This is a genomic window from Pseudomonas sp. SAR267 (genome assembly GCF_052077595.1).
In the GTDB taxonomy this organism is placed as follows: Bacteria; Pseudomonadota; Gammaproteobacteria; order Pseudomonadales; family Pseudomonadaceae; genus Aquipseudomonas; species Aquipseudomonas vlassakiae.
This window is the reverse complement of sequence record NZ_JBQIHU010000001.1, coordinates 194,200-212,387: the sequence shown is the minus strand read 5'-3', so window position 1 is coordinate 212,387 and position 18,188 is coordinate 194,200. Positions and strand designations below refer to the sequence as shown.

The window sequence follows — 18,188 nt, the reverse complement described above, 5'->3', positions numbered from 1 at the left end:
AACACCTCTGTATGGCGAGCATTCTCGCCTAAAAAGGTGTCCGGGGTTAGTAGACCACTACAACAGATTTTTAGCCGTGGGCCAGTGTGCCTAAAATTGCGCGGCCATTAGCGACCATCAGCGGCTTGAGGCACATCGACTGAGGCATCTGGAGATGCTTGACCGGACTGGCCATGGAGTGGACCACTGACTATGTGGTGCCTCCATTTCATGGTGGAATCAGATGGCCGTAGGTAGGCCTGACAAGGCGAATAGACTAGAATGCCATCAAACGCAGTAGCCCGCTGACAGGACAGGGAAATCGCTCAAATGGCTACGGCCCAACAAATCATTGCTCTGCTGAGCAGCCATAATCAGGGGGATGAGGAGCAATTCCTCTCAATCGCCTTGCAGGTTGCGGCCGCTGAAGCGAGACGCGGTCGGAGTGATGTTGCGGCTGAGCTGAAAACGCTGGTTGATACTGCTCGTAAACGTGGGCAGAGCAAATCGCGTCAGGTGCCTAGCCATGAGCAGGTTGCCATTCCAATCTCTAAACCTCGTGGCGAGCTGGAAAACCTTCTCTCTGTAGCCTACCCCAAATCTCAGCTCCAAGATTTGATCCTGGATGACTCAAAGAGTACCCGGCTGAAGAGGCTAATCCACCAACAGCGCCAGCGAGATAAGCTGAGAGCTCATGGCATGCCCCCAAGTTCGCGGCTACTTCTGGTGGGACCTCCTGGCGCCGGCAAGACGTTGACTGCCTCCGTTTTAGCCGGGGAGCTCCAGCTGCCTTTATTCACCATTCGCCTCGAAACACTGATCACCCGTTACATGGGCGAAACAGCATCCAAGTTACGTTTGATTTTTGACCATCTCAATACAGTTCGTGCGGTATACCTCTTCGATGAGTTTGATGCAATTGGGGGACGGCGTAACGCTGATAACGATGTAGGCGAAATGCGCCGTGTCTTAAACTCCTTCCTTCAGTTTTTGGAAGAGCCTAATAGCACTGACAGCCTAGTGGTAGCGACCACAAATCATCCCGAGCTGCTTGATAAAGCTCTTTTCCGACGATTTGATGAAGTAATCGAGTACGCTCTACCGGATGCTAAGGGCGTAAAAGCGGTTATCGAAATGTGTATGAGCGCTTATCTTCCCAAAAGAATGTCATGGGCCAAGATCGGCACTGTTGCTTCAGGCCTCAGTCAAGCTGAGATCAGCCGTGCAGCGTCTGAAGTGATAAAAGACTTGATTCTCCACGATGCTAAGCAGGCATCTGCAGAGCAGATTGTAACCGCGCTTCAGCAAAGGCACGCACTCAAAGATACTCTTTCAGGATTAAGCCCTAGCTAATAGCTTAAGCGTCTTGGGCTTTGGATTTATGGAAAAATTCCAACATGGCGTCGTACGAGCTCCCGCACTGCAGATTTGAAAAATTTAAATCCGGTCAGCCTTATAAAAAACGGCAGATGGATATGAGTTCTGCCTCAAACGAGCGAGAGGCTGGTCATGGGAGTCGACTCCGAGAGAGATTTGATCTTTCCATTACAGCTCACGCAGGGCAAAATGGTTACTTCAGCAATGAGATCAGCGAAACCCCACCCGCTCTTTACATTGATGTAGAAATTGAAGCAGGCGCGCCCCCACCCGATCTTAATTGGAAAACACAAAACATTCGGTTATCGGCTCTGAGGGTGCAAGAGGACGGAGTAACTGTCGGTGCATTGTACTTACCTGAAAGCTCGGTATCTTTTTTTGATCAAAAACTAGCTGAGTATGCCGAGCAGAGAACTCCAAAAGGCAAACCGAAGAATGACTCAAAATTTTCTTCTCTAAACCATTTCTCACTTGGATCCATCCAGAGCCTCTGGACGGACTCTCGCCCCTTCCCAACGAGCACGAGTAATCTTTGGTGGGAGTGCTGGTGCGGATCAGCGCAAGTCAATCTCATCAGGCGAATAGCGGAAAAGCTCAATCTCCGAATTAATGAAAATTCGCTAATTTTTCCCGACACCGAGGTTCTGCTAGTTCATGCGAATGCGGTAGAAATATCAATGCTGGTAGATAATTCCTGTGGTATCCAGGAACTGCGAAAAGCATCCGACAATCCATACTTCTTTACTAGATTAGCACCTCGCGAGCAACAAGATTGGGGTAATAATTTACTAGGGCGAATCCGAGTTACCGGAAATGACCGCCCCGCAGTTTGTATCTTGGACAACGGCGTGAGCTCGGCACATCCATTATTGCAGCCAGCGTTAGATCCAGAAGATTGCCAAGCAATAAATAGCGACTGGGGAAGCGATGACCATAATGGGCATGGCACCAACATGGCGGGAGCCGCATTGTTTGGTGATATGACCTATGCGTTGGCTGACCAGAGAGATTTGGAGCTGACCTACAAGCTAGAGTCGGTAAAGTTCTTACCACCCTCCGGTTGGGCACGTAACGCTCCGGAAAGTTATGGAATTATTACTCAGACAGCCGTTAGCTTAGCGGAGACGAGGGCTCCAACAAGGAGCCGAGTATTCTGCATGGCCGTGTCGAATGAGCATGTCTCCGGAGAGCGGCCAACAACGTGGAGCTCAGCGATCGATCAGTTGTGTTCCGGCACCATGATTGGTGACTTTGACGATGAAGGTAATTCTGGTCCACGACGTTTATTTATACTTTCGGCAGGTAATATTCCGGATTCAACAAACCCAGAAGATGTAGCCGATCTTTACGACTACCCGATCGAAGACCCTGCTCAATCTTGGAATGCAATAGCCGTAGGCGGATTCACCAATAAAACTGATTTGGATGGGCAGCCTGGCTATGAAGGCTGGGGGACATTCGCCGAGGCAGGAGACCACAGTCCCTACAGTAGGTCATCGGTTGATTGGGAGCATAGTCGATGCCCGATCAAACCTGAGGTTGTCTTCGAAGCAGGTAACAAGGCCTTAAGCCCTGACGGCCAGCAATTTTATTCAGGTGTTCCGGCGCTATCGATTTTGACAACTGGTAGAAACTTTACACTAAATCCAATTGAAGAGTTTTGGGCTACTAGCTCCGCAACAGCCCAAGCTGCGGGTATGGCTGCCGCAATCATGGCTGAGCACCCAGATTTTTGGCCAGAAACAGTTCGAGCGCTGATGGTCCATAGTGCCCAATGGACACCTGCCATGCTCGAAAAATTACGAGGAAAGAGCAAGAGGGAGCGCATCCTGCTCGCTCGGCATTTTGGATATGGAGTGCCGCAGTTAGCACGCGCCCTCGCATCCGCTGAGCACGACTTAGCGTTGATATCTGAAACCCATATTCAGCCGTTTAAGAAAGAGCTTGATTCCCGAGGAAGAGAAAGTGGTGAGCCTCATTTCAATGAAGTCCACTACTATGATCTTCCCTGGCCAAAAGCGGAGCTTGAGCGGCTTGAGAACCGTATTGTTCAGTTGAAAATAACTTTGTCGTACTTCATAGAGCCGAGCCCTAGCGAGTTAGCACAGGTTATCCCCGCAAGATATCAGTCATTTGGGCTTCGATTCGACTTGAAGAGAAAATCAGAAACTGAACCGGCATTCCGTCACCGGATAAATAAGCTAGAGTCACTTGAGCAAAAACCGCCAAAGACAGAGAGTGACAATAACTGGACGTTTGGCTCAAAGCACATTTCCGCCGGTTCAATACATAGTGATGTCTGGGTAGGTCCAGCAATCGACTTGGCAGCAAGAGATAAAATTGCAATATCACCGGTTTCCGGGTGGTGGAGATATCGCCACCATCTGGGAAAATACAATAGTCAAGCTCGATATAGCCTTATAGTATCCATTTCATCTGAGGGTGAGGATGTTAGGCTCTATACGGAAATTTCAAACTTGATTGCAGCTTCGGTTAAACCAGATATTCTTGTATAACTCAATTAGTCTGCATTTTGTGCCTTGAAAACACTTGTCAAGGCAGAGGCTGTAATATCTAGTTGGGGCTGGCTTACTCATTATGAGCATGACGCTTTAGTCTTTCTGGTATTGCGACTTCCCATCCAAAGCTTGGTCGTCGCTTACTTGGCCGTCTTAGCCGTCGTAGACGCGTCACACAGAAATGGTAGGCTAAGCGCGCTCACCTCAGCGCGGTAAAGCCGCCCCCGAGATCTGATTCAAAGGCCTATAATATGGTGCTACCCGATTGGGGATTGGTGCCATTTAGCCTTTCACGCTAACCAATTGACTTGCTCCTTGAGTTCATCCAGCGCAATCTGAATGCGTTCGTCAGGGTTTTCTTCAAGGCTCAAATACAGCGATGCCGCATCTGCTATGTAGTGTCTTTCGGTGAGCGAAGGATAGGCCCAAATCTCTACCCATTCCTCGATCCCGTCCAACGAATCTATGACTTCGAACGCATCAAGCGCCAGCATGTCGTTGAACACTTTCTTGGTCATGCCCCACACGGCCTGCTTAGGCTCAGCCAGCATCGTGTATTTGGCCAGGGCAGTTTCGCCTGCGAGACACACACCGGTCGCCATGGCGAGAGTGTTGCGGGTTATGCCAATTCTCTTTCTGACGGGGGACCGTAGGTATTGCTTGGCCTTTCGGAACACCTCGGCTGGTGTCCCGTTGAAGGGAGTGCGATCCATGAACCCCACCTATCACATGATGGGGCAGCAGGTTACCGTGGCATCTCTGGCGAGCAGTTCCACGGCAGAAGAGCTTCGTAGTCGGCCACCGAGGATGCATACGGCAGGCGCTCAAGTACGTGGCGCAGCCACGTATAGGGCTCCTGGCCGTTGACCTTGGCGGTCTCAACCAAGCTGTAGATCTTTGCGCTGGCACTGGCGCCGTTCACGGTGTCGCTGAACAGCCAAGCCTTGCGCCCGATGACAAATGGCTTGATCGCACGCTCCGCAAGGTTGTTGTCGATCGGCAAATGGCCGGCCTCGACATAGCGTTCCAACCGACTCCAGTTGTTGGCCAGATAGTGCACGGCCTTGCCCAGCACACTTTGCGGTGTGACCTGGGAGTACGTCTTGTCCAGCCAGCTTTTCAATTGGCCGAGGATCGGTAGGCTTCTTTCTTGGCGACCGATGAACCGCTGTTCGTCGCTGACTTCCTTGAGGTCGCGCTCGATGCCGTACAGCTTGTTGATCATCGCCAGCGCTACATCGGCGCGGCCCGTCTTACCCTTGGGCTGCACTTTCTGCGCATCGACGAACTTGCGTCGAGCATGAACCATGCACGCCAGCCGCTCGATATCGGGCTGCAACGCCAACGCGTTGTAACCGGCGTAATCATCGGTCATCACATAGCCGCGATACCCTTCCAGCAGGCGTAACGGTACTTCCTGCGCACGGCTGGTGGTGTAGTCAAATAGCACAACTTGTCGATCAGGCGGGCCGCTGGCCTGCACCCACATCCAAGATTGGCTGGTCGGGTCGCGGTCTGGCTCTTTCAAGACCTGTACGCGCGTTTCGTCGCAGTGAATCACCGGACTTTCCAGCAGCCGGTCACGCATCAGGTTTAACAGTGGCTGGAAGTGTTCGCTGCACTGGATCACCCAACGCGCCAGAGTTTGTCGTGGAATGTGGATGCCGTGTCGGGACAGTACGCTTTCAAAACGGTGCAGCGGCAAGCCATCGACGTACTTGGTCGTCAGCAGCATGGCCAGCACGCTGGGGCTGGCCATGCTCTTTTCGATCAATTGGGCTGGCTTGTCAGCGGTAACCGGCGCGGTTTCGCAGCCCCGGCACCCGTAAATCTTGCGCACGTGTTTGAGTACGCGGATCTGCATCGGCACGATGTCGAGCTGCTCGCTGGTTTCCTCGCCAATGACATGCTTGCGGCAACCACAGGCGCAGGTCAGTTCGTGCTCGGGCAGGTCGTGGATGACTTCGACCCGAGGCAGATCGGCCGACAGTGGTTTGCGTTTGCCGCGACGTTTGGCAGGCGCAACGACTTCTTCGTCGGCATCGTCAACCACCGCCAGTAGCGGGTCGCTTTCGGGTTCGTTGAACATCGCCAGTTGCGGCGTGTTGGGATCGACAGTTTGCTCGGACTTACGGCCAAAGAAACGGTCACGCCATAACTTGATCTGCTCTTTCAGGTCGTCGATGTGTGTCGTATAAGCCTCCTTGACCTCCTGCTCGCGCACACGGGCAGCCGATTGCTCACACGCACGAGCAGCGTAACTCTCAAGCAGCATTTGCTTAAGCAGAACAGGGTCATCCGGGAGGTTGTCGGGCACTGAAATCATGGCCCGGATTATACCGGGTCAGGCGACGAAACGGGGCGTCAGAACCTGATGCGGACGGTTGCGCCAGAGGTCTAAGCCGTCGAGTAACCAGTTAAGTTCCTGGACGGTCAGGACGATGGCTTCGTCGGTGGCGTCGGGGGAAGTTTTGAAACGTTCGGCTTCGAGGCGCTTGAGCCAAAGGCAGAAGCCGTTGCGCTCCCAGTACAACACCTTGATGCGGTTACGGGCTTTATTGAGGAAGACGAAAAGTACGGGGTCGAACACGGCGACTTTGATGTCCAGCTCGACCAGGGCGGTGAGGCCGTCGATGGATTTTCGAAAATCCACAGGCTTGGGATAGAGGTACACCTTTTCGACTTTGCTGTCGGGACGCATCATGGCGGACTGGCTCCAGAAAGAAATCGGGAGCGCAGCATCGGGCTTCAGGTAGTCGCTTGGAATGTGGGCTTCATGGAGCGGATACGTTGAAGGCATAGGTCCTCCAGTGAAGCTCGCTCTTTGCAGGAGTAATCACCTCAAGGGAGGTCAGCTGTTCCACAGCCTTCGAGAGAGTTACCCGGCTGTAATTGAGGTCGCCCAGGAGGGCGTTCGTCGTGAAATAGGCTTCGTCGGTTTTGCCGGCATACAGGCATGAGAGCAGCATGGCTTGGGCGGCGGGGAAGAGGGCGGCCACCTCGCTTTGCTCTCGACGCAGGCGGAAGCTTTCGCGCAGGTCCAGAGCCATTTCCGGTATGAACATCTGGAAGCTGGGCTGGATGAAGTTGACTTGATGCGTGATGAGGCTACGGCGGTCTTGAATCGACAATGATCTGCAGACGTAGACGACTACCTGGTTGGTGGCCTTGTGCACGAGCTCGATGTGCTTCTGCAGCTTCACGATGCCCGGATAAGCAACTTCATCACGCGAGACCAGCAGCATTATATTGAACGCCGAGTTTTTCCCCATCGGCACTCTCAGTTCGTAGGTCTTGTAGCTATCCCGGATGATGTAGGGGACCCGAAGTGGCACCGGCGTTAGGTGCGCAGTTACACCTAGAACGGACTCGATGTAGGCCTTAGCTTCGTCTTGTAAATTCGGCATGTCCTGGCTTCGTGTTAACCACTTTTTTTACTGTAAACCACAGTGGTTTACAAGTCAAAAAAGTAGTTTACAGACCAGTGTTTATGGGGGTGAAAAGGGTGTCTACCCGTCTATGCTGCAATCGATGCAGCGCGCGTCTGAGTATGCGCTGCGCACCGCACAATGTGAAGCGCATACAGGGCATTCCCTACAGCCGTGACGAAACCTTCTGATCGACACCCTCGACTCAGCAAGGGAAGGTCAGGTTTTCACGGACCAATGGCCAGGTGGGCAACAATACCGAGCCACAGATGCGAAAATGCCAGCCTGTCTCTCTGAGGGTAAGGGCAGGTCATAGCCTGGGGATTAGAGGACTGCGGTGACCGGCTAGCCATTGAGTCTTGACGATTGTACAAAATATTGTACAATGTTGGCATGACAGGGGTCTTTCGTGAGGGCCTAGCATAACCTGTCTGGATGCTTTGAAATCTGACCATTTTCAAAGCCAATAAGCATCCGCAGCTCCCAGCCCACAGGGATGAGGGAGCTGCCATCCACTGAATAAGTGGGAGGAATCAAGACCATGCAGGTACTTACTTTTAGCGAAGCCAGGGCCGGATTAAAGCAAGCAATGGACGACGTGTGCAGGGATCATGAGCCCACCGTCATTACCCGCCAGCGCGGTGAGCACGTAGTGCTGATGTCGCTGGAGGATTTCAACTCGATGAACGAGACCATTTACCTTTTGGGTAGTGCCTCAAATGCTTCGAGACTTCGGGAATCCATTGCTCAGCACAAAGCCGGAGTGGCCATTTCGAAGGATGTCCCCGTCAATGTCCCAGAAGACGAAACAGCAGAATAAGAAAGCCGCAGCCGAAAACGCACAGGTCTCGTTTACCCCTATAGGTTGGGATGACTTCGAGCACTGGCGCACCAATGATCAAAAGATCCACGCTGAAATTTGCCGCTTGATAGTTGAATGCATGCGTACACCTTTTGATGGCCTGGGTAAGCCTGAGCCACTCAAAGGGGATCTCTCTGGTTACTGGTCGCGAAGGATTACCAAAGAACACCGGCTTGTGTACTACTACGGCGCAGGTACGCTCACAGTGATCGCCTGCCGGTATCACTACTGATGCATCGTTGCCCAGTGTGGCGACTAGCGAGAATGTACTTGAGGCGTAGTCAGTCGACAGGCATCCTGGTGCATATCGCGACCAGGACTGTGCCAGAGAGTTTAGGGCGGGCACGAAAGGCTAGGGATTAGCAGCGCAGAATTGTTTCTGCTACTCCAGCGAGCCAAGTCCAAACTGGCCACGGCGGATTACAGGCTTGTGGCCGTACATTTCAGCATCTCGACTGTCGAGGCGTCTAGTGCACCGTACTGACCTGCTCGTGAGATGGCATGGGGGGCGTGGAGGCCTATCCAGCTCAGTATGGAGAGTAACCCACTGAGATCCACAGCTCATTCACCAAGATATTTTTCTTGGTAATGTCATGGCCAAAGACTCTGTTTTCTTTGAGGGCGGGTCGGTTGCTGAATTCCGCGAAACGATCGTTGCTGATGATGAACGCGTTGGGGGAATAGGCCAGTTCGATGATCATCTCATCGGCGCTGCGGCCTTTGTCGACACGGTACGTCTCTACAGACGCTGGGAAGGCGCCTTGAATGTCCTCCCACGAAACCTGGAGTTTTCTTGTGATGCCTGGATCAAAGACGAGGATGATCTCACTGCCAGGCCAGTTTGACAGTAGTGCTGGAACGAGCGCACTCAATGCGGTCAAACCGATGAACTGTCGATTCTTGCCACGGCCACGATTGCATAGGTTGTTCCCGTCAATGATCAGCCGCTCGATGACTCGACTATCGCGCTGCCGCAGTGACGCCAATCTCTGCTCACATTTGGCGAGCTCACGTTCAAGGTCCGCAACATCGCTGGTTTTGTGCCTGACTACTTGGGCAATGTCATCTGTTCCGAAGTAGTTACTGCAAGCTCCCTTAACTTTCGCAGCCTCCGCTGAGCGTGATTGTGCGTTTCGGTGGAGGTCTTGGAAATTGACTGCTTGGGCCAGCTTCTCCTTGGCCAAATCGAGACGCTGGCGATACCTGAGGCATTGTGCCTGCGGCTCACGAATATGCTCTTCGAACTTAGCAATTTTGGCTGACAGGCTTTCAATGGCTGGCTGCAGCCTCGCGATTTGCGAACTGTAGGTTGCGTAGTCGGAGTCGGTTTCGAGCCAGTTCAGGGTAGAGTGGAACTGAATATCGTATCGAAGCCTCTGTACCAAATGCTGGTGGGTAGCTATCTCTCCATCTTCGCCAAGCAATGCCCCCAACCGAGCAGCTTTCTCGGCTAGCTTGGCTTCCTCTGCCTCGGACATTTCGGGTGGTTCTGGAACCCGTCCCGTCACTGCATCGAATGCTTGCCCGAAGAACGAGCGGTTAGCGCGATAGACGGCCTTGTAGATAGAGGCACGATCAATCATGGGCGCCAGACCCAATTCGATACGTTCCCGTTCGAGCTCCTCTAGTTTCACCTCGGCGTTTCTGAGTGCCAACGTGGCTTGGCCTTCATTAAAGCGATGCAGATGGCCGTAGAGTTCGTACTGCTCCTGCAAGCCAGCTTCAGCCGCTGCAAGGGCGGCGACTGCAGTTTCGTACTGCGCACTGTATGGGTTCTGATCCATTGCGTTCCCAAATAATGGAGATCTGCGAGCAACTGATGCGCACCAGGGCACCTGTTTCATAGCGCAACTGAGCGCCCACTTTAAGAGGAAGCGCCCGGAGAGTGAAGGGCTAGGGTGGCACGACGATGGACCTTTGGCGATCTGAGAGACTCAACCGAGGTCGCCACGGATAGGTACACCACTGGCGCATTTGCTGCTGGGGCGCGTACGCGAGGCGGATCATTGGGGTATCGCTTCCACGCCGTGTTGCCGCTGACCGAAAACTGACCCAGTAGAGGCTGTTCTGCCGACTGAAAACTGACCCAGGTGTTCAACTGCTTCTGCTCAATTTTTGAGCAGGAGAACACAGGGTGATCAGTATGGAAATGATGGGCAAAATTCGCCGGATGTATTTCCGCGACAAGCTGTCGCTGCATGAGATAGCCAAGCGCACCGGGTTGGCGCGCAACACGATTCGCAAGTGGGTCAGAGCACCTGAGGCCAAGCCGCCGGTCTACCAACGCCGCGCGATCTTCAACAAACTCAGCCCTTTTCACGCCACGCTGGAGCAGGCGCTAAAAGCCGATTCGCTGCGGCCCAAGCAACAGCGGCGCAGTGCCAAGGCGCTGTTGGCGCAAATCAAAGCCGAAGGTTATGACGGTGGCTACAGCCAGCTCACCGCGTTTATCCGTGCCTGGCGAGGGGGACAGGGCAAGGCGTCGCAGGCCTTTGTGCCGCTGACCTTTGCTCTTGGCGAGGCGTTTCAGTTTGACTGGAGCGAGGAAGGCTTGCTGGTCGGCGGCATTTACCGGCGTATGCAGGTGGCACATCTGAAGCTGTGTGCCAGCCGTGCGTTCTGGCTTGTGGCGTATCCGAGCCAGGGCCATGAGATGTTATTTGACGCCCATACACGCTCGTTCGGCTCCTTGGGCGGCGTGCCGCGCCGGGGCATCTACGACAACATGAAGACCGCCGTCGACAAGGTCAATAAGGGCAAAGGCCGGGCGGTGAATGCGCGCTTTGCGGTGATGTGCGCGCATTACCTGTTCGATCCGGACTTCTGCAACGTCGCCGCTGGTTGGGAAAAGGGCATCGTTGAAAAGAACGTGCAAGACAGCCGCAGGCGTATCTGGCTAGACGCCCAGGACTGCCAGTTTCACTCCTTCGAGGAACTCAATGCCTGGCTGGGCCAGCGCTGCCGCGCGCTTTGGAACGAGCTGACGCACCCTCAATACAGCGGGCTGAGTGTGGCCGAAGTGCTGGAGTTGGAGCGCGCTGAACTGATGCCTGTGCCAGCGCCATTCGACGGTTACGTCGAGCGGCCTGCGCGGGTCTCCAGCACCTGCCTGGTCAGCGTCGGGCGCAACCGCTACTCGGTGCCGTGTGAGTATGCGGGTAAGTGGGTCAGCAGCCGTTTGTATCCGACGCGAATCGAGGTGGTGGCTGACGACGCGCTGATCGCCAGCCATGTCCGCTTGCTGGATCGCGACCAGGTCAGCTATGACTGGCAGCACTACCTCCCGCTGATCGAACGCAAGCCCGGTGCGCTGCGCAACGGCGCGCCCTTTGCTGATCTGCCGGCGCCGCTGCGTCAGCTTAAGCACGGTCTGGGGCGTCATGCCGGCGGTGACCGGATCATGGCGCAAGTTCTGGCTGCCGTACCGGTCGCCGGGCTCGATGCGGTGCTGGTGGCTGTTGAGCTGGTACTGGAAAGCGGCAGCCTGAGCGCCGAACACATCCTCAATGTCGTGGCGCGCCTGGCCGCGACCGAACCACCACCCAGCGTCGAAACCCACTTGTCGCTCAAGGAAGCCCCCGTCGCTAACACGGCGCGCTACGACCGCCTGCGTGGCCAGACCGAGGAGATCGGTCATGCGTGATTTGATGGCGGAACTCAAGGAGCTGCGCCTGCACGGCATGGCCACGGCCTGGGCGGAGTTGACTGCGCAGGGTGAGTCGAACACAGCCTCGTCCAAGTGGCTGCTCGAACACCTGCTGGAACAAGAGCACACAGATCGCGCCATGCGCTCGGTGAGCCACCAGATGAACATGGCCAAGCTGCCGATGCACCGCGACCTGGCCGGCTTCGACTTCAGCGCCTCCAGCGCAGACGCTCGTTTGATCAGCGAACTGGCCAGTCTGGCCTTTACCGACACCGCGCAGAACGTGGTGCTGATCGGTGGGCCTGGCACCGGTAAAACCCACCTGGCCACTGCGCTGGCCGTGTCCGGCATCACCCGGCACGGCAAGCGCGTGCGCTTCTACTCCACGGTCGATCTGGTCAATCTGCTGGAGCGCGAAAAGCACGACGGCAAAGCCGGGCGGATCGCCCAAGCTCTGCTGCGCATGGATCTGGTCATCCTCGACGAACTGGGTTATCTGCCCTTCAGCCAGGCCGGCGGTGCGTTGCTGTTTCACCTGCTATCCAAGCTGTACGAACACACCAGCGTGGTGATCACCACCAACCTGAGCTTCGCCGAATGGTCGAGCGTGTTCGGCGACGCCAAGATGACCACCGCCCTGCTGGATCGGCTGACCCACCACTGCCACATCGTCGAAACCGGTAACGAGTCCTATCGCCTGCAACACAGTAGCTTGGCGGCCCAGGCCAAGATCAAATCACGGGAGCGAAAGCGTAAGGGCGGCCAGGAACCGGAGGACGATGAGCCGTTCTGATTTCATGGCGACGACGGCCTGCTACATGGCTGCGTGTGGCAGGTCTTAAACAACTGAACTGGGCTAGCGAAGGAGTGGGGGCAACAGCAGCTGCGCTGGTAGACTTATCCACAGTTGCTGGTAACAAAATCAGCAATCCGCCCTGGGTCAAATTTCAATCGGCAGGGTGGGTCAATTTTCCATCAGCGCCAACAACGCCGAGATCCTTGCCCGCCTCTCATCCCCGGCAAGCACTGGTTTTTGCGATCACGCGCACGTGAAGGCTCATTTCAGTACTGACCCTTGGCAGGGTTTTGGCCAGGAAGTGGCTCTCCTTCATCCGTACTTGAGCGTTCCAAATGGGTGAACATCTGATCGAATGTGTCCTGATTTCGCCAACCCTAAAACCTTTGATGCACCATTTACGGCAGGCCGAAGCACTCTGCATATCGTGCCACGCAGCACCCGAAAAGAGCACCCATCTAGCATCAGTCGGTCGCTCAGGCGCGGGCGCCATCGGCCATGGGTTTCGATGAAGATATCGGTGACCAACTCCAAGCCTCGTCCGAGAGTTCGTAACGCTTTGTCATCACAAAATTCCTTTCCGTCGATGGCGGGGGCTCTACAAAATCTCAGCGTTCAAGGAGCGGCCATTGAGTTTCTCGGGGACTTCGTACAGAGCCTAGCAACGCTTTGGTCATCATGGTTTTCCTGGTAAGGCTAAGTCCGCAAATTCAACGTTAGCGAGCAACCATGATGACCATCTTTTTTCGCCTTAAGGTGCCCTCGGCGAGATAGTTACACCACTTCCGAGGATACCACCTCAGCTATTTAAAGTTTCACAAATCCTCGATGGAACTTATAGCACTGCCTGGGCTTAAATTCCTTAATCTTGAGAATTCTTAAAAATTCCTACCTCTTCCTTCCGCGGGGTTTACTTACAGTGCCATCAGGGCGCAGCCGCTCCCCTTCAACAAAACCGTAAACATCCTCTAGAGCACGCATTGCTGTGATAAGCTTGCCGCGTAGCAACTCTTGACGCTCAACCGCTTCAGAAGCTTCTTGAGCCCTCTGTGAGGAAGCCTTTCGTTTGGCAACATTGGCAAAGCAGCCCACGACCATAGGTGCAATCTCTACGTCAATCATCCATGGTGAGCGGGTGCGAAAAGGAAGAGGCGTGCTCCGTCGCTTATTAAAAAGAATTCTAAGTTCCTCCATTGAAATATCGGAGGTCATATCAGGCTTTTGGTGAAAAGCTTGTCTCAATACAGTCCATCCAAACCCATTAAAATTTTTTAGCGCGGATTCTTTCCCTAACATCACTACGAATGCGCTGTAAGCTGTCATCACTAAACCGACGGGGTCCATACTTCGCGCAAGATTTACGAATTCAAATGAGCCTGGTTCGATCAAGCTTATAAGGAAGCCTTGCTCGAGAGGGCTGCGTTCTCCATTGGCAGAACTATTGAGGGCGTCCATTATAAGGTCGTATCTCTTCTCGCGGCTACCAACGGATTTTAATTCGCGAGTGATCTGAGGAATTGAGCGCTTAAGAAAATCACGTTGATTCCAATTCTTCTGAGCCTCTAGCCACAACTGAATGCGCTCACCCAATATCTCAGGTGAGATGCTTTCGAAAGTTGCATCATCAGTAAGCGTGCATAAGAATTCTGACACGGTCACAATATTATTAATTGCTGCTGGATTGGATTCATTTTCAGTTAGAAGGCTTGCTTCCAACCAACGATCAGCAATGTCACCCAGCGATTTTCCTGTCCAGCCTCTAATGATCGATTGAGCACAGACGAATGATAAGGTACGACGAACTGAGTCCATTCCCATAGTTCTAAGCTCATCTTCCGAGTTGATCAGCGATGTGAGCTCACCTATGATTAGACCCACAAAGCCCAAGGCAGCGGTCTTTTCAAGTGTCTTGAAATGGTAAGGGTTGCCGTGTCTGAAATCTTCTATGTTCCAGAATTTTACAGCGGAAGTAACAGGCATGACTGCATTTGGGAGTGCTAGCAATCGTGGGAGCACACTGTTTATTTCAAAATTATTTCCGATAACTATGGGTGGGGCGTCAGATTGTAAGTCGTTGTCATCTTCCCATAGAACGCGAAACTTGCTCGGGGGTAAGTATTCCCCGAGCTCAAAATTTGTTAATGGATGCAGCTTGGTTTTTAGCTCTAGAGGGCGAGAAAGAATGCGTAAGAGCTCACTGGATTCGACGTCCACACTTCGAAAGGTTTTCATGATTTCTTACCGAATAAATTTTTAATGGAAACTTTATCCGCGTTAGGCTTTGCAAGTGCGGAGGCGAAAAATGCATGGAGGGGTTTTAGGTGATAGATATCTAAAGTTGTTTTGGCCCTTGTTATCGCCATGAAAACAACTCGCCTCTCGTGCGCATTGAAGGTTGAAAGCTCATCGGCGGAAACTATATGGGCGCAGCGATATTCGAGTCCTTTGGATGAGTGGACTGTGCTCACCCATACAGGAAGTTTAGGATCAAATTCGCGACTCATAGCATTTGTAACCGAGCCAGACAAATCGGAATCCTTTGCTAGCTTATCGAATATTTCTTTAACTCTTGCTCGATGCGGGACCAGTACGCCTATCGTTTGGTTTGGATATATCGCTAATTGCTTAACTAGTTTTTTTATAAGCGCCTTGATTTGGTCATCTAAGCTTGCTCCAGCGACAACATCAACATTCCCCGGATCACCTTTGTATTCATGGGTGTCGAGCATGGGAGTATGGTCAAATTTTCCGGCCATTACCTTGTCGGCTATTTTCAGAATGGCGGGAGCTACTCGATAGTGATACTTCAGGGTGATCGATGCCCCCCAAGTGTAATTTTTAAGCCAGTCTGATCCGGATAAGCCGGAGCCATAGATACCTTGACGAAGGTCGGCAGCACAGCATAAATTCTTGGCCAAGTACTTGAAAATATTAAGGTCTTCGACTGAGTAATCTTGCGCCTCATCTATAAAAATAACAGGATATGAATTCTGCCCCATGCCACGACTTATCATCTCAGTCATGGCAAATTTTAAGGCTTCGTCCCGTTCCTCAAAGGTTTCTCCTGCTTTTCGTGGCGGCAAGAAGTCATGATCTCCAAGGACCTGCTCCAATAACTTGCGTTGAGTGATGATGCGATTCTCAGGGAACGAATATAGACCAGCGCCTGTACGAATAAAATTTGTCAACAAGCTGGTATAACAAACTATGTAAAATTCTGTATCGGGCGATGCAATAACTAAGTGATTTGCGCGGAGCAGGAGTAAGTTTGTCTTTCCGCTTCCAGGCGGCCCCATCAGGATGAGGTCTTTATAGAGGTCCTCCTCAAGGACTTTGATTTGTTCGTCAAGCAAATCATTCTCGTCAATCCACCACGTGCTAGACACTACTAAACCTCCATTGTTTGTTCGGCGATCAACTCTTCGAGTATCTTAACCAACCACTCTTGAAATTTCTCTGAGAAATTCTCAAAATTTTTAAAAGCAGGACCCAGCTTAGTCCATCCTATCTCGGTGTCGCCTAAACCCTTAGATGCCCTAACATGAACATCTACAGTTTGTCGATCGGTGAAATTCTCTATCGCAATTTGAAAACGAAATTTAGTATCAAGGCCAAGCTTGGGTGCTGGATTAAAAGAGTAGGTGAGAGCAGGATTGGGATAGACATGCCCGTCAACGGTAGTCTCTCTGGACGGCATGATTCCTTGTAGAGCTGCAAGCGCGATATCGAAAGTTTCCCTGGCGGCGCCGACTATCTCTTTTAATCTAATTTCATCCAGTCGACGATTTTCCTGCTTTTCGAGGGCATCTGATAGGCTCAAAACGCTGTTAAGCTTCAGCCTGCGCTGAAGGGCTTCCTTCCTTGCGTCAAGTGATAGCTTAGTTGACTCATTAGCGGAAATCTTGAATTGCTCCCAAGTGACTAAATCAAGTCTTTCGATGGGATTTTTTACTAGGCATCGCGTCGCAAGGCCACACAGATTTTCATCAACTTCATTGGAGGTCACTACGACAGGTTCATTATTTATAGCCAATACAAGATCAGCGTGTCTCACTGTCGCATGGTGAAAAAGGGGTTTTCGGACAATGAGATCATGTAGTACAGCACCGATTTGATAGAAGGTAATAGCTCGCCAGCCCTCTATTGACTTATCTTCACGGCCATGAATCATCTCGGGTGGGCTGTACTGATGTGTCCCAATAAAAGCTTTTGATACTTGTAAAAGAGTAGCGGAGTCGTCGCCATGCGGCTTCATAACCCCAAAGTCCAGCAGTTTCAGAGATGAAAAGTCTTCACTCACATGTATGTTGCTTGGTTTTATGTCTCGATGTGTGACTCCCCATAGCTCCAACTGCATAGCAGCACTAGCTAGCTGCTCAATTAACAAAGAAATTTTATCAGAGGGTATCAAGCCCAGAACATCACACAGCGGCTTCCCATCAGCAATTTCCATTGCGACGAAGAAATTTCCAGTTTCTTTGCACAGGCCTGCGTCAATAATCTTTATTATATTGTCATGGTGTTTTCCTATTAGGCTGCGCTCACGATCAACTCTTATCTGCTGCGCTTCTCGACCATATTGTTCAACTAAGGTTGGGTGAAATACTTTTATTACTGCCGTCTTCTGACCATGCTGAGCATTTAATACTACGGCAGATTTCCCATGTGAAATATAACCTGTTAGCTTCCATCCAGATATATTTGGGCCTGCTAAGAGGGTGTCCGAAAACAATTTGGCTTCTGCAGAGTCCATATCGTATCACTCGCGCAATTAGCAGATTCGGTAGCGGAAGCTTTCGGCGAACAGCATAACCTCGCATCCAGTAGCGGCTGCCTCCTCTAGCCCAGTATTATGATGTTGTACAAAATCAAGTCCATCCATATGCGTACGTATTTCTAAAGCGCTTGGGTTTGATGTGCTCCAGTTGAATTGATAAATACTATATAGGTCTTTACATCTGGAGCTGTAACAAACCGAGTAATCGCCAACTGGCTCAATTAGTATAAGTGAAGAGGCTTCTGAAACATAGCCTGCAGCGATCAGCGCATCACCCGTACAAAATAGCGATTTTTCTCGATAGGCAACACTGAATCTATCAATAAACCATTCGTTCAAAATATTATGCGTGGCGAGCGGCATATCCCGGGGTTTTCTCGCCCTTTGCAGATTTGGATTGGAGAATTCCCCAGTAGCGCCTGTCAGATGCTTGGTGGAATGCGCACGAAAAAGCTTCCGGCTGACTGGTACCATTATTGCTTCCTTTTGAATGACGTGTCCTAACAACGCACGGGGTTGGTCAGTAGAGGGAGTTTCACTTGCCCCCTTAGGTACAGCGAGGATGACCTTACGCTTCCGCCCATCATAGATACATTCATCCAGTCGAGAAACAGGTCTTAGGAACCAGCTACTGCCGGGCTATCCCCTCAGCCTGGTCGATCCTGCCAACTAGGCGACTCACGCATGTGGTAACGCCAGGGCTTTTACGACGGCGTGCTCGACCTCAAGGCGGGCCGTATCGAGATCAGCGAGGACTTCGGCGACTTCCCCTGCGTTTTACAGAACCTTGCCTGTGCGGCTCAC

Annotated in this window: 15 protein-coding genes and 1 pseudogene; 6 read left to right on the top strand and 10 right to left on the bottom strand. The window is 52.3% G+C overall.

Annotated elements, in window-relative coordinates; all coding sequences use genetic code 11:
* Nucleotides 1-309: 309 nt before the first annotated feature.
* Entirely contained in the window at nucleotides 310-1,332 is a 1,023-nt protein-coding gene (locus ACTORR_RS01135) for an AAA family ATPase (RefSeq protein ID WP_441343444.1), read from the top strand.
* A 44-nt stretch (nucleotides 1,333-1,376) separates the two neighbouring features.
* Nucleotides 1,377-3,872, top strand: coding sequence for a S8 family peptidase (locus tag ACTORR_RS01130; protein ID WP_441343443.1), 2,496 nt, complete (start codon nucleotides 1,377-1,379; stop codon nucleotides 3,870-3,872).
* Between the two features lie 293 nt (nucleotides 3,873-4,165).
* On the opposite strand, the gene ACTORR_RS01125 is transcribed toward ACTORR_RS01130, so the two are convergent.
* The 4 genes from ACTORR_RS01125 to ACTORR_RS01110 form a co-directional block, all read right to left on the bottom strand.
* Nucleotides 4,166-4,588 (bottom strand): hypothetical protein, encoded by a 423-nt coding sequence (locus ACTORR_RS01125; RefSeq protein ID WP_441343442.1) that lies wholly within the window; start codon nucleotides 4,586-4,588, stop codon nucleotides 4,166-4,168.
* A gap of 32 nt (nucleotides 4,589-4,620) precedes the next feature.
* Entirely contained in the window at nucleotides 4,621-6,201 is a 1,581-nt protein-coding gene (gene tnpC, locus ACTORR_RS01120) for an IS66 family transposase (protein ID WP_060767565.1), read from the bottom strand.
* Nucleotides 6,202-6,219: 18 nt separating this feature from the next.
* Nucleotides 6,220-6,579, bottom strand: a complete 360-nt coding sequence (gene tnpB, locus ACTORR_RS01115; protein ID WP_060767566.1) for an IS66 family insertion sequence element accessory protein TnpB — start codon at nucleotides 6,577-6,579, stop codon at nucleotides 6,220-6,222.
* Nucleotides 6,580-6,649: 70 nt separating this feature from the next.
* Nucleotides 6,650-7,282 (bottom strand): hypothetical protein, encoded by a 633-nt coding sequence (locus ACTORR_RS01110; protein ID WP_441343441.1) that lies wholly within the window; start codon nucleotides 7,280-7,282, stop codon nucleotides 6,650-6,652.
* A gap of 562 nt (nucleotides 7,283-7,844) precedes the next feature.
* Between ACTORR_RS01110 and ACTORR_RS01105 the strand changes: the two genes are divergently transcribed.
* Complete coding sequence (locus ACTORR_RS01105) at nucleotides 7,845-8,123, top strand: type II toxin-antitoxin system Phd/YefM family antitoxin (protein WP_441343440.1); 279 nt, start codon at nucleotides 7,845-7,847, stop codon at nucleotides 8,121-8,123.
* Nucleotides 8,095-8,397, top strand: coding sequence for a Txe/YoeB family addiction module toxin (locus tag ACTORR_RS01100; RefSeq protein WP_441343439.1), 303 nt, complete (start codon nucleotides 8,095-8,097; stop codon nucleotides 8,395-8,397). The genes ACTORR_RS01105 and ACTORR_RS01100 overlap by 29 nt, the downstream gene beginning before the upstream one ends.
* 295 nt (nucleotides 8,398-8,692) lie before the next feature.
* Here ACTORR_RS01100 and ACTORR_RS01095 read toward each other — a convergent pair whose 3' ends face one another.
* A complete protein-coding gene (locus ACTORR_RS01095; protein ID WP_441343438.1) occupies nucleotides 8,693-9,949 on the bottom strand; it encodes a hypothetical protein in 1,257 nt (418 codons plus the stop codon).
* Between the two features lie 359 nt (nucleotides 9,950-10,308).
* On the opposite strand from ACTORR_RS01095, the gene istA reads away from it, so the two are divergent.
* A complete protein-coding gene (istA, locus tag ACTORR_RS01090; protein ID WP_024012635.1) occupies nucleotides 10,309-11,808 on the top strand; it encodes an IS21-like element ISPst3 family transposase in 1,500 nt (499 codons plus the stop codon).
* On the top strand, nucleotides 11,801-12,604 hold the full coding sequence (gene istB, locus ACTORR_RS01085; RefSeq protein WP_010454871.1) for an IS21-like element ISPst3 family helper ATPase IstB: 804 nt from the start codon (nucleotides 11,801-11,803) through the stop codon (nucleotides 12,602-12,604). Before istA ends, istB begins: the two co-directional genes overlap by 8 nt.
* Before the next feature lie 253 nt (nucleotides 12,605-12,857).
* On the opposite strand, the pseudogene ACTORR_RS01080 reads toward istB, so the two are convergent.
* The 5 genes and pseudogenes from ACTORR_RS01080 to ACTORR_RS01060 all read right to left on the bottom strand — a co-directional run.
* Nucleotides 12,858-12,949 (bottom strand): annotated as a pseudogene (locus tag ACTORR_RS01080) (hypothetical protein); the annotation flags it as partial.
* Between the two features lie 546 nt (nucleotides 12,950-13,495).
* Nucleotides 13,496-14,839: a hypothetical protein gene (locus ACTORR_RS01075; RefSeq protein WP_441343437.1), complete on the bottom strand. Its 1,344-nt coding sequence runs from the start codon at nucleotides 14,837-14,839 to the stop codon at nucleotides 13,496-13,498.
* Nucleotides 14,836-15,993: an ATP-binding domain-containing protein gene (locus tag ACTORR_RS01070; RefSeq protein ID WP_441343436.1), complete on the bottom strand. Its 1,158-nt coding sequence runs from the start codon at nucleotides 15,991-15,993 to the stop codon at nucleotides 14,836-14,838. The genes ACTORR_RS01075 and ACTORR_RS01070 overlap by 4 nt, the downstream gene beginning before the upstream one ends.
* A 2-nt stretch (nucleotides 15,994-15,995) precedes the next feature.
* Complete coding sequence (locus tag ACTORR_RS01065; protein WP_441343435.1) at nucleotides 15,996-17,360, bottom strand: protein kinase domain-containing protein; 1,365 nt, start codon at nucleotides 17,358-17,360, stop codon at nucleotides 15,996-15,998.
* An 18-nt stretch (nucleotides 17,361-17,378) separates the two neighbouring features.
* Nucleotides 17,379-17,858, bottom strand: a complete 480-nt coding sequence (locus ACTORR_RS01060) for a hypothetical protein (RefSeq protein ID WP_441343434.1) — start codon at nucleotides 17,856-17,858, stop codon at nucleotides 17,379-17,381.
* Nucleotides 17,859-18,188 lie beyond the last annotated feature (330 nt).